This window comes from Verrucomicrobiia bacterium (assembly GCA_035946615.1).
In the GTDB taxonomy this organism is placed as follows: Bacteria; Verrucomicrobiota; Verrucomicrobiia; order Limisphaerales; family UBA8199; genus DASYZB01.
On sequence record DASYZB010000031.1, the window covers coordinates 1 to 11285 of the forward strand.

14 protein-coding genes are annotated in these 11285 nt (G+C 57.1%); 7 read left to right on the plus strand and 7 right to left on the minus strand.

From position 1 onward, the window contains the following. Positions 1-500 precede the first annotated feature (500 nt). A complete protein-coding gene (locus VG146_05040; GenBank protein HEV2391713.1) occupies positions 501-698 on the minus strand; it encodes a hypothetical protein in 198 nt (65 codons plus the stop codon). A 147-nt stretch (positions 699-845) separates the two neighbouring features. Here VG146_05040 and VG146_05045 point away from each other — a divergent pair, with 147 nt between their 5' ends. Next, positions 846-2414, plus strand: a complete 1569-nt coding sequence (locus VG146_05045; GenBank protein ID HEV2391714.1) for a hypothetical protein — start codon at positions 846-848, stop codon at positions 2412-2414. A gap of 682 nt (positions 2415-3096) precedes the next feature. After that, complete coding sequence (locus tag VG146_05050; protein HEV2391715.1) at positions 3097-5025, plus strand: hypothetical protein; 1929 nt, start codon at positions 3097-3099, stop codon at positions 5023-5025. Here the strand turns inward: VG146_05050 and VG146_05055 are convergent. After that, a complete protein-coding gene (locus VG146_05055; protein ID HEV2391716.1) occupies positions 5022-5363 on the minus strand; it encodes a metalloregulator ArsR/SmtB family transcription factor in 342 nt (113 codons plus the stop codon). The genes VG146_05050 and VG146_05055 overlap by 4 nt on opposite strands. Before the next feature lie 24 nt (positions 5364-5387). After that, a complete protein-coding gene (locus VG146_05060) occupies positions 5388-5555 on the minus strand; it encodes a hypothetical protein (protein HEV2391717.1) in 168 nt (55 codons plus the stop codon). Positions 5556-5855: 300 nt separating this feature from the next. Here VG146_05060 and VG146_05065 point away from each other — a divergent pair, with 300 nt between their 5' ends. The 5 genes from VG146_05065 (at position 5856) to VG146_05085 (ending at position 8217) form a co-directional block, all read left to right on the plus strand. Next, positions 5856-6515, plus strand: coding sequence for a hypothetical protein (locus tag VG146_05065; GenBank protein HEV2391718.1), 660 nt, complete (start codon positions 5856-5858; stop codon positions 6513-6515). Positions 6516-6557: 42 nt separating this feature from the next. Further along, positions 6558-6986 (plus strand): Rieske (2Fe-2S) protein, encoded by a 429-nt coding sequence (locus VG146_05070; protein HEV2391719.1) that lies wholly within the window; start codon positions 6558-6560, stop codon positions 6984-6986. Next, on the plus strand, positions 6983-7123 hold the full coding sequence (locus VG146_05075) for a hypothetical protein (protein ID HEV2391720.1): 141 nt from the start codon (positions 6983-6985) through the stop codon (positions 7121-7123). Before VG146_05070 ends, VG146_05075 begins: the two co-directional genes overlap by 4 nt. Before the next feature lie 13 nt (positions 7124-7136). Continuing rightward, positions 7137-7820, plus strand: a complete 684-nt coding sequence (locus VG146_05080) for a response regulator (GenBank protein HEV2391721.1) — start codon at positions 7137-7139, stop codon at positions 7818-7820. 124 nt (positions 7821-7944) lie between these two features. Beyond that, a complete protein-coding gene (locus tag VG146_05085) occupies positions 7945-8217 on the plus strand; it encodes a hypothetical protein (GenBank protein ID HEV2391722.1) in 273 nt (90 codons plus the stop codon). 45 nt (positions 8218-8262) lie between these two features. Here VG146_05085 and VG146_05090 read toward each other — a convergent pair whose 3' ends face one another. Genes VG146_05090 through VG146_05105 form a run of 4 tightly spaced genes read right to left on the minus strand, consistent with a single transcriptional unit; the run spans position 8263 to position 10712 of the window. Further along, complete coding sequence (locus VG146_05090; protein ID HEV2391723.1) at positions 8263-8760, minus strand: DsrE/DsrF/DrsH-like family protein; 498 nt, start codon at positions 8758-8760, stop codon at positions 8263-8265. Positions 8761-8775: 15 nt separating this feature from the next. After that, positions 8776-9090, minus strand: a complete 315-nt coding sequence (locus VG146_05095; protein ID HEV2391724.1) for a TusE/DsrC/DsvC family sulfur relay protein — start codon at positions 9088-9090, stop codon at positions 8776-8778. Positions 9091-9114: 24 nt separating this feature from the next. Beyond that, positions 9115-10380 carry an FAD/NAD(P)-binding oxidoreductase gene (locus tag VG146_05100; GenBank protein ID HEV2391725.1) on the minus strand — a complete coding sequence of 422 codons (1266 nt, stop codon included), beginning with the start codon at positions 10378-10380 and terminating at the stop codon, positions 9115-9117. Next, positions 10377-10712, minus strand: coding sequence for a metalloregulator ArsR/SmtB family transcription factor (locus tag VG146_05105; GenBank protein ID HEV2391726.1), 336 nt, complete (start codon positions 10710-10712; stop codon positions 10377-10379). The genes VG146_05100 and VG146_05105 overlap by 4 nt, the downstream gene beginning before the upstream one ends. Positions 10713-11285: the final 573 nt, after the last annotated feature.

Below are 11285 nucleotides of genomic sequence, written 5' to 3' on the forward strand. Positions count from 1 at the left end.
TTTTTTTAGCTTTTCAATGTGACGTGCTCACGCCTCAAACCCTCCTATGCGAGTAGCGCAGGATCACCTCAACATTCCAGCCAGGAAGCTGGCCAGACGGCGGTGCTTTAAAGGAAAACGGAAACCGGCGCAGGCGTAAGAGGCGAACATTGCCATGAATGACATCGAAGCGCATGAGCACCCAGACAGGTTCAATCTGACAAAGGCTATTCTGGGCGCCCTCCCGGGCGCCGCCATCGGTGTCGGGGCAAGCCGCAAAAGCGGGATGGCGCGTGCCAGCCGTTCTTCAATGCATTTCGCGCCATTATGACGATGAACTGCAAAGATGATGCGTCGGCTGTCGGCGCGGCAGAGCTTTTAGCGGAGGTGGAGTCTTCCTTTCGGCTGCAGCTCTCTAACGCCTCGTGGGTCGCGCAGGCTCTGCCGAAGCAGAAGGCCCCTCCGTGCTAATGCGAAGGGGCCTGTCCGTACCCTCATCACTCCGTCCGAAGATTGGGGGACTACGGCATTTGGATCACCCGGAAGAACATCTGGGCGTTGTTCCGCGTGGGGGTGACGTAACTGATCGGGGAACCGGTGCCGGCAATTGGGCCGCCCACATTTTGCCAGCCGCCGCTGAGCGAAAAGATGGATTGAATCTGATAGGTCGTACCGACCTGAGTGTTGAATGCTATCTCTGCGGCGCTGGCGCCGGGCATTCAGCCCGTCCAGGCTCGATGGCCAAGAATTGCGAAGGCTTCGCCAAGAATCGGGGAGTCAGCACGGGCGAAACCCATCTTAATCCAACCAATCAGCGGGCAATGGAGAAAAAAGTTCGAAATGTTTGCAGAGAATTAACAACAGATATGAAGCGAATTGAGATCAGAATCGTCAATCGGTCAGGCTGGCCGCTTTTGTCAAGCTTGGCTCTCCTCGCCTTGGCCTGCGCGGCCCGCGGCCAGTTCTATGCCGTCACCGACCTCGGCACCTTCGGCGGCACTAACGGAATGGCTTACAGCATTAACAACCACGAACAAATTGTGGGCGCCGCGCAGACTGGTATGGGACAATATCACGCCTTCATGTTTGAGGGCGGGCGATTGGCTGACCTGGGAACCATGGGCGGGAGCAACAGTTGGGCCTACGGGGTCAATGACAGCGGCTGGATGGTTGGCGCCTCGGGCATGCCGATGACCAACATGCACGCTTTCTTGTGCACCAATGCTCTGACGAATCCAACGATGATGGACTTGGGCACCCTCGGCGGCAGCAATAGCGCCGCCTGGATGATCGACATGCACGGCGACATGGTTGGGTGGGCGATGATGACGAACGGCGACCAGCACGCGTTTTTCATGACCAACTTCGCATCCGGCGGCATGATGGACCTCGGGACAGCCGGCGGCATCAACTCGGAAGCGCATTGCATCAACAGCAATCGGATGGTGGTCGGCGGGGCTATGATGTCCAGCGGAAGCTTGGAGCCCATCATGTCCACCAACGCCCTGTTCGGGAGTTCGAGCATGATGACAATGGGGATGGGTAGCATGGGGGCCTCGGGCGGCCAATCGTGGTACGTCGACGACATGGGTAACACTGCCGGTCAGGCAATGATGTCCGGCGGAAACTATCATGCGTTTGTGTCGGGAGGCGGCGGCATGATGGGGCAAACGATTGTGGATCTCGGCACCCTGGGCGGGACCAACAGCATTGCCTATTGCCTTAATAATGCAGGCACGGCAGTCGGCATGGCGCAAACGGCCGCAGGCATGCCGCACGCATTCATGGTAACCAACGTTCTGGGCGGCGGGATGGGCGGAACGGTCCACATGATAGATTTGAACAATTTGATTCCAACCAACAGTGGTTGGGAACTCATGGTGGCACGCGGCATGAACGCCGCCGGCCAGATTGTCGGATGGGGAATGGATGCCGGACGCACGAATGCGTTCCTGCTGACGCCAGTGCCCTCGCCGGTGATAATGATGTCAGTAACCGGGCCGGAGGTTGTCGGACCAGGGACTCCAATCACGCTCGGGATGCAAATGAGCGCCAGCGAACCGCTAACCTATCAGTGGCTGCAAAACGGGATGCCTATTGCGGCCGCTACCAACGCAACCTACACGATCTCTGGCATGACGATGGCAAATGCTGGTCATTACACTGTGACAGCGCGAAGCGCCGTCGGCACCGTGGCCAGTTCATCGGCCGCCCTCAGCATGTTTACTATGCAGTTCACCAACGGAACACCTCACCTCTCGGTTGCAGCGCCGAGCGGCAGTCATTTCAGGATTGATTACTCCGACATGTTAGGCAGTAGCGCGAATTGGCAGGCGATGACTAACTTCACAATGATGGGCTCACTGACCCAAATGAGCGACGCGCCTCCCCAGGATTTGCGCGCCAGGTTTTATCGAGCGGTGATGCTGCCATGAGGCTCACGCATCCCGACTCAGTCGCGTGCCTGGAGGCGCCGAGGATTTCATCCAATTGCAGATCGCTGACTCCAGTGGGAAAGCCGAGAGGAGTTTTGTGACGGTGCGGGCCTCAAGCGTGACGAATCGCTTTGAAGCCTACGCCCGGGTTGAACCCGTCGCAGTATTGCTGGTCCGCGCCGCCCACGCTGGGGTCTTGCCGGCAAATCATGCCGGGTGGCCGCCTTCGGTCAGGACAGAAACCGGGTGAGATCAAGTTGTCCTGAAGTCGAAGCGCTGCTGGCGCGGGTGAAGCGGCGGTTGAAAGTGCGCGTACGAATCTCAATGCCGCGCAAAAAGGTTTGGCAAGCCACGGTGATTATGACGCAGCAGCCTTCGAGACGTTGGAGCGCGTTTGCCCGATTTGGAGAACAGCGTCAGGGAAGCGGAACAAAGCTTTCGGCAAAGCCAGATGCCAGCTGTTACGTGGGGCCTGAAATTGGCTTTGCAGACGGAACAAGCCGAAGCGATTCAGCTGCTGCGGACCTCACTCGAAAAAGCGCAGTCCTTGCCGCAGAAAATGGTCGGGAATCATTTCCGATCTGATGTATACAGTATATGACCACATGGCAATATATAAGTATTAATTGCCAATATACGAGAAGCGCGCTCGCTGAGAATGGCTTCTGATGCACTCATACATATGCGCCGATCTCAACATCATTGGAAGGCGGCTCTCTTTTCGGTCCTCGGCCTGCTTGCGGGAACCCGCAGCGATGCCGTCTCTCACTACGGCTTTTTTGGCCGCTACGACGGCCCCAGCACCTGCGAGGCGTGTCATCCGGGCGAAGTGGACCAAGTCCTCGGCAGCATCCACTACACATGGCGATCCCCCAACCCCAAGCTGGCATATCCCGGCGGCGGATCGCACGGGATGCTTGATCGGTTTTGCGCACTGGTGGGCAGCAGCGCGATGCTCAACTACTACGCCGACCTGGCCGGGCATCAGGGTTCCAGCGCCTGCGGCAAGTGCCATGTGGGCAACGCGCCGCCATTCCCTGACTCCGGCACCGGCTGGTACAGCCAATCGCAGATTGACGGCCTGGATTGCCTCATCTGCCATGCGGCTGACGGGCATTACGACATGAACGGAGATGGCATTTACGACCCCCAGGACGAAAATGCGGCGAATCGGGCGCTGCTTACCAACTCCGTTACGGGAGAGCGTTACTGGTTTCAGGATCGCTCGATGTGGGCCGCAGAAAGCGTCGGCGAGCCGGTAACCAGCGGCGCGTGCTTGCGCTGCCATGAGCATGGCATGGGGGCGCCTGATTACAAGCGCGGCACGCCGTACGACGCCGCGCACGATGTCCATGCCGCCAACGGCCTGCTCTGCACGGACTGTCACCTGGTGAATAGTCATCAGATGGCGCGCGGTTCGCGCGTATGCGACATGCATGGCTGGGAGCGGCAGGATGTCGAAGTGGACTGCGAGCAGTGCCACACATCCACGCCTCACACGCCGGCCGGGTCCCAGTACAACCAGCACACCGCCTTCGTCGCATGCGAAACTTGTCATATTCCCTGGGCCTCGGGTGCAACGCGTCGTGTGTGGGGCTCGGTGCTGGGCGTGACCAACGGGCCGGAAGCCTCAGTCCCGCAGTGGCATGCAAACCGCGGTGTTTGGGAACCTTATTCCGCGTATTCCGAACCGCCGTACGGCGTGCGGCCCGTGTACCGGTGGTTTAATGGCAACGCCAGCATGCTGGCTGAGCCGGTAAATGATCAAACCGCGTGGGATTCCGTTTACGCGAGCAAGAGCACGCCGGGCGCGAAAATCTATCCTTTCCGCCCAATTGTAAACGGCATGGTCGTTGATCGCCGCGGGCTGGGTTCGATGCCGGATTTCAATCCGAATTTCACAATGCTGGCAGCGATGGACGCAATGCAATGGACGCTGATCCGCATGGGCTTTCTCCGGCCCAGCGGGCTGAACACTGTCGAGCGGCAGGTGCTGGGACAATATCCCAACCTGCTGGTGTTCGATGAGGAGCACTACGTGAAGACCGGCAACGTCCGGGAGTCGGTCGATATCGGCATGGGCCGAATGGGGTTGCTAATGCAAGGCAGCTCACAGATTTTTACAACCCCCAGCGGACAACTGATGGCGCTTGGCACAAACCTCTGGAGCGGCCAGCTTGCTGGGCTGGACCTGCCCAATAATCCCATGAGCCCCACCTATGTGGAGAGCACCGATCCGACTCAGGCGACCGGCTCCTATATCAGCATTAACCACGCGATCAAGTCCGGCGCGCAGTCGTTGCACTGCGCCGATTGTCACAGCCCCAACAGCGTGCTGGATTTTGGCGCCTTGGGCTACTCGGTGGCGCGCGCGGCATATTTGCGTGGCATGGTGCAAATCGTCTCCTGTCAACCGCGCGGCGGCGGACTGCGGCTCCAATGGACCAGCGAGCCCGGCCTGACGTATCAGGTATGGACCTGCACGAATCTGGAGGCCGGAAACTGGACCGTCATGAGCTCCTCCTGCACAGCCACAAACAACACGACCGAGCTGCAGGCGCCGGCGAGTGGCGCACCGGCGACCTACTACCGCGTAGAGTTGCTGCCTTAACCTGAAAAGTGAGACGATTTGAGATCGAACTCCTTCTGGAGCCGGGAACACATGAGCGCGCAAAGCTTGAAAATGGTCTCGTCGGCGATGAAGTAAAACACTTTCAAGCCCGCTTTGCGCCGCCCCACCATTCCGGCGTTGGCCAACGCTGCAAGCTGTTTAGAGACATTCGCCTGGAGCCCTCCCGTCGCGGCGACCAATTGGGACACATTTTTCTCGCCGTTTTCCAAAGCGCGCAATAAGCGAAGCCGCGTCGGGTCCGCCAGAGCTTTGAAACGCGCCGCCACTATCTCCAAGGCTTGATCCGACAAGGGTGGTTGTTTCCGTCGTTTAGCCACAAGCATTTTCCAAATCAAGCCGAATCAAGGGTAAGCATCGACACCGAGCGAGTAAACGGCAAAAGGCGAGCTGCGGCATTTTTGGCGAGTGGGGCTTCCGATCCAAAGCCGGGTGACTACCGGCGCCTCGCTGACCAGCGGCGGAGCGCGAAACACCGCGTGCTCGATCTGTTTCCGAGGCCCTTTCCTCAATCCAATCTTCCTTCCCAGCTTTCGGCCCTACAGCTGAGCCTGCCTCTAACGCCAGAGATGGAAAATGCCTTTGCCAATCCAGAAAAGGCCCAGGCGGTCGAAGAAGATACTCAGGATATTGAAGTTCCCCAGGAATATCGAGTCGCCCATCGCGAATCCAATACCGATGAGGATGGTGGCCGTTGCTCAGGGCCGCCAAGTTATCGGGTTTCTTGGCCGTTCCGGCCATGGCGCAACCCACCGCCAAAAAATAGCAAGCGAACGCAAGCGGGGGTTTTTGGCATCAGTTAGCCTTGCCCCATGAAAACCGCTTTGATCCTCGCTTGGCTGGGCACGTTGGCCGTTGAATCCGGCGCTGCCCTCACAAACGAGCAGACTGCCTCACTTTCCTCGCAGATTTCCACAAGCACGCGCTACGGCCTGCTCAACTGGCTGGACAACCTTGATCTGGGCGCACGTTGCCCGTTCTATCAATTCGTCTCAGAAAGCGGCCTTGTGGACTCGACGTTCGGAGCCGGAATCGAAGTGGGTATTCCTACTGGCTCGGCTCTCAGCAAGAATGCAGAACTGGTGCCCAAAATCTTCACTGACCTGAAAATAGGCAATTTCACCACCCAATCCATCTTTGGTTATTCAACATTGTTCGGCCCCGGCGAGGAGGGCGGTTTGCAAACATTTGAATATGGGTTTGTGTTCGGCTACACGATTGCCCGCAACCGATTGCCGCTGCCGGATGTGCTGGAGACGATTCCGTTTCTCGAATTAATTGGCGAGACAGAATTGAACAAAGGCAATCCCGGCCATAACAGCCTGCTCGGAAATGCTGGGTTGCGTATCAACCTTAAAGCCGTTGGCCGCGTGCAGCCACGCCCTGGGATCGGGTTTGTTTTCCCGATGGACAGCGGCGCTCGCGAGCAAACAGGTTGGGGTGTCATTACAAGTTTGGTGTTTCAATTCTAAGGATTGCGGCCAAAGGGGGCTTCCCGGATTAAATGTAAGACCATGAACCTAAACCGGCGCGAGTTTCTAATGTTGACGACGATAGTAGTCACCGGCTGCCAAGCTGTGGAACACAATAATAGTTCCTCTGGGGCCCAACGAGTGGTGAACGCAGGGCCGGTTGGCAGCTTTGCCGCTAACGGTGTGTATGCCGCCTTCCGTGCCCAGGGATTCTTCATTGTCCGGCAAGGCGAAAAACTGATCGCCCTCTCGGCCATTTGCACCCACAAGAAATGCAAACTCAACGCGGAGCCGGACCGTTCGTTTTACTGTCCATGCCACGGGTCAACTTTTGACCCCAACGGCCATGTGACTGAAGGCCCGGCGAAGCGCGATTTGACTGCTTACGCCATTGCCGTGAACGAAAGTGGACAGTTGTTGGTAACAGTCCAGTCGCTGCTTCATGAAACTGTCGGGCACAGGCCCCATTGAATGCCGCTGAAACTCGGCAAGAGCAGGCGGCGGCACTGAACTGGGACACAGTCGGACCGGCCATGCAAGCGGTGGCGGACATCCAAGGCCTGGCTGGCACAAGGGCTGCTCCCCAGACGTGGGATGACGCCCTGTGATGTTTGCAAAAGCGTGCTGCCTTTCGATGAAAAAACGGGGCGCTGCTGCGAGGATCTTTCGGGCAAGACAGAGCTTCTTGTCGCCGAAGACGACCAAGACCTGGCCCAGGACCTGAAAGAAACGCTGGAAGGTCTCGATTACACAGTGCTTGAAGTGGCGCGGTCAGCGGAACAGACCGTGGTTCTCGCCGAAAAACACAGGCCGGATTTGGTGCTCATGGACATTCAACTATCGGGCGAGATGGATGGCATACAGGCTGCCGAGCAACTTCGTGCATTTCAAATCCCGGTGATTTACGTCACCGGCTATTGCGACGGCTCCGTGCTGGAGCGAGCCCAGCAAACCGAACCATGCGGTTACATCCTCAAACCCTACAAAACGTCCGATATCAAAATCGCTGTCCGGATGGGCCTCTACAGGCATCAGGCCGAACAATCGAGACAACAACTGCTCAAGCGGTTCCAGGGCGTGCTGTCCAGCGTTAAGACACTGACGGGACGACTGTCGATTTGCTGTTACTGCAAGAAGATCAAAGACCGGGCGGGCGACTGGCCGGAGGTGGAAACGTACATCATGCAGCATACCAATGCGTCCTTCACGCACGGGATGTGCCCTGACTGCTTTGCCAGTGTTAAAAGGAAGCTAGAAGCCATCGAGGAGAATAACGCAGCGGAAGGTCCGCTTGTTTTAGGCTGAGCGAGCATGCGGATTCTGCATCGTGGGTGAATGACGGATAAATCTCCAGGATGCCCGCCACAATCCATTCCAGTGCCAAACACACCTAAATAATTCCGTCCTGCCGCGGGTTTGACACGGCCCGATGAGCGACCGCGCGTTCGCAAAACGTTGGCGGCGCAGGCTGGCCACACTAATTTGGCAATTTGTCCACGGCAGCCGCGAGATCCGCGCGGTCATGCCAGAGGTGGAATCGGCGCGGCGGTGCGAAGGCGGTCACATCGGCTTCAAGCCCGGCGACGGCACCTACCCGCTTCCCAAGGCGACACCGGTGCGGGTTCGAGTGCCGCAGCGGGAAGGTCCAGCACTTCGGTCGTTGGATCTTTTTCGCGATACACTTTCTCCCAGTGCTCTTTGACATTCATGGACTCGGAGCGCGGCATCCAACAGCATCGAATTGGCGTTAAGTGAAGATGATCTGGCCGCCCGTTGCGAGTTCGTAGAAATCACCGACGGTGAGGACACGTTCAACCTGCGGGCAAAAGTCGTCCTTGGTCAAGTGGAACATATCCACCGTAGCCTTGCAGGCGTAGAGTTTGCCGCCCGCGTCGTGGATCATCTCAACGAACTCGGGGATGGGGGGGATGTCCAGTTTGGCCATTTCCTTGTTCATCATCGAAGTAGCGAACGCCGACACACCGGGGATAGCTCCCATAAAAGAGGGCAAGGGGAACCCTTTGGCGTCCGGCACGCGCATCGCGGGGTTGCCGACGGTAGCAATCTTAATGCTGCCCATATACTTTTTGAGCACCGCGTACAGGCCAAAGAAAGTGAAGAACAGGTTCGCTTCGATGCCCTCCATACGCGCGCCGTTGGCCATGATCAGGCCGGGATACACCCCGTCGAGCGAACCGCGCGAAACGATGATGGATACTTTCTTGATTTTATCGTTGTTTGCCATAGAGGTTTCTTCCGGTTAAACACAACTGGCCGGTTTGGGATAACCCGAGATCCTGGCCGCTTTCTTGATCGGCCCGTCGGGGAAGAGCGTGTAAAGCTCTTTAGTGGGGATGTTGCCCACCTTGTTCATGCGGCGCATCCCCGGCACGCCCCCCTTCTCCTTGAAATCTTTGTCAATGAAATCCAGGACCTTCCAATGGGCCTCGGTCAGCGTAATACCGACCTCCTGCGCCAGGGCAACCGCGATTTGGCGGTTCCACTGCGCGTGATTGGTCAGGTAGCCCTCGTCGTTTACATCGATGGTCGCGCCGTTAATTGCTTTCTGTGGCATAGTATTGCTTGTCATTTAATGGGATTAAACAGCGGGCTCGGCTTGCAGGAGGTCCGCCGGGATTTGTTTTCCTGCCCGGCTCATCCGATGGCCGACACCCGGCAGGGGAATCGCCTTGAGCAGGAGGTTCCAGTAAATCCATCTGAAAGAGAGCTTGCCCCAGTGGTTCACCCGGCTTTCTTTCAAGAGGGAAAACGGTCCGATGCCGGGCAAGGGATAAGTGCCTTGAACGGGCTGGAGATTATAGTTGAAGTCGAGGAGGAACGCTTTCCCATAGCCCGACTCGATAAAGCAGTTGGCGTGGCCATCGAAGTCCTTCTCCAGCGATTGGCCATTCATGGAATGCAGGATGTTCTTGGTCAGCACCTCCGCCTCGAAATGCGCCACGGACCCGGCCTTTGAGGCCGGCACATCGGTAGCATCGCCGATCACAAAAACGTTCTGATGCGCCTTGGACTGGAGCGTGTGGGGGTCAGTGGGGACGAAATTAAGCTCATCGCCCAGTCCGGAGCGGTCGATGACGGCATCGCCCATGTTCGTCGGCACCGTGACCAGCAGGTCATAGGGCACTTCTTTGTCGTCCCAGGAAACAATCTTGTGTTTCTCATTGTCCACGCTGCCGATATTGAAATCCGTGACCACATTGATTCGCTTTTCCTCCAGCATGTAGCCCAGGACATTTGAACAAATCGGTTTGGTGAAAGCGCCCGGCAGCGGGGTGACATAAACCAGCTCGGTCTTATCGCGAAGACCGCGCTCGGAGAGCCACCAATCGGCCAGGAACGCAAACTCAAGCGGTGCCACGGGGCATTTGATCGGCATCTCGGAGATATGAACGACTAGCCGTCCTCCCTTCCAATCATGCAAGGCCTTGTTTAATGCCGAAGCGCCTTCGAAGGTATAAAAGTCGAATACCTGCTTGCGCCAATCGCTGCCCAGCATGCCTTCGGTCTGGTTCGGGGCCGTCTTGGCGCCGGTGGCGATGATCAGCAGGTCATAATCCACCGACTCACCCGAGGCGAGAAAGACGCGGTTTCCATCCGCATCGATCCGCTCTACCTGGGCTTCCACGTAGTCCACTCCGCGCGGGATGAATTTTCGTTTGGGCTTTACGACATCCGCCTCCGAGTACAGGCCGAAGGGCATAAAGAGGAAGCCCGGCTGGTAGTAGTGCTTGGGATACTGGTCCACTACGGCGATTCTCCACTCCTCCAGGTTCAACTTTTTGCGGAGGTGATTGGCCATCATCGTGCCGGCGGTGCCGGCTCCAAGAATCAGAAGTCTTTTCATTTCATTTCTCCGTTCAGGAATTGCTCTTGCAGAAACCGGATCATGTTGCCCACCCGTTTGTCTTTAAGAGTGTAGAGAATGCGCTGGTTTTGGCGGCGCCGCTCGATGACCCCTGAAAGAGCGAGGATCTTCAACTGCTGCGAGATGTTTGAGGTCTTTCCCTCGCTCACCACCTCGGTGATCTCGTTGACGCAGAATTCGCCGCGGGCCAGCAGGCAGGCGATGCGGAAGCGCCCCTTGTTGGAAAAGAGTTGGAACAACTGGACCACGCGAACGCACGCCGCTTCGTTCCTCCGGAACGCTTCCTTCAGCTCTCTTGCAACAGTTGTCATTATTCAAATACTTCTTAAAGTATTGAGATAATTAAACATTAAACTGTGAGCGCCGCCTCACATTTCTTGCCAAACACTTTGCCTATTTTGTCTGCTTAATCCGTGCTGAGTATAATATAGCTAATCTAATCTATGGTTGGCCCTTCTAAACCAAGACGCTGCCTGGGTGAGAATAAGATCAGCGAGTCTCGCACTCCGTAGCCGTCGGCCTTGAGGACATGGAGCGCCTGTGCAGTGTCAAAGATTATTTTATCTTTCGAGAGATGCATCCCTGCCGGCTGGAGGGGGCGAAGGCGAATTGACGAGGGCCTGCCCCGACACGGGTTTGCGCAGAGAAGATTCCCGGGCGGTGCAGACCGGAAAAATTCTCATTTTGGCATTTTCGTTGTCTAAGGACTCGCACCATAATTATATTGCCAACTTAACTGAGTGATATGTATCTATGTGTGCATGAGGCGAGATGACGAGTTGGAAGCGGTGATCATTTCGAAATACGCGGTTGTCGCGCCGGTTCTGAACGAGCGGGCGCGCCGCCTTTGGGCTGCGACTGAATCACTCGCCCTGGGCTACGGC

What these genes read in the sequence shown, in the direction of transcription:
- VG146_05040 (HEV2391713.1), bottom strand. Translation starts at nt 698, where the DNA reads ATGCCCGGCGCCAGCGCCGCAGAGATAGCATTCAACACTCAGGTCGGT.
- VG146_05045 (HEV2391714.1), top strand. Translation starts at nt 846, where the DNA reads ATGAAGCGAATTGAGATCAGAATCGTCAATCGGTCAGGCTGGCCGCTT.
- VG146_05050 (HEV2391715.1), top strand. Translation starts at nt 3,097, where the DNA reads ATGCGCCGATCTCAACATCATTGGAAGGCGGCTCTCTTTTCGGTCCTC.
- VG146_05065 (HEV2391718.1), top strand. Translation starts at nt 5,856, where the DNA reads ATGAAAACCGCTTTGATCCTCGCTTGGCTGGGCACGTTGGCCGTTGAA.
- VG146_05070 (HEV2391719.1), top strand. Translation starts at nt 6,558, where the DNA reads ATGAACCTAAACCGGCGCGAGTTTCTAATGTTGACGACGATAGTAGTC.
- VG146_05085 (HEV2391722.1), top strand. Translation starts at nt 7,945, where the DNA reads ATGAGCGACCGCGCGTTCGCAAAACGTTGGCGGCGCAGGCTGGCCACA.
- VG146_05090 (HEV2391723.1), bottom strand. Translation starts at nt 8,760, where the DNA reads ATGGCAAACAACGATAAAATCAAGAAAGTATCCATCATCGTTTCGCGC.
- VG146_05095 (HEV2391724.1), bottom strand. Translation starts at nt 9,090, where the DNA reads ATGCCACAGAAAGCAATTAACGGCGCGACCATCGATGTAAACGACGAG.
- VG146_05100 (HEV2391725.1), bottom strand. Translation starts at nt 10,380, where the DNA reads ATGAAAAGACTTCTGATTCTTGGAGCCGGCACCGCCGGCACGATGATG.
- VG146_05105 (HEV2391726.1), bottom strand. Translation starts at nt 10,712, where the DNA reads ATGACAACTGTTGCAAGAGAGCTGAAGGAAGCGTTCCGGAGGAACGAA.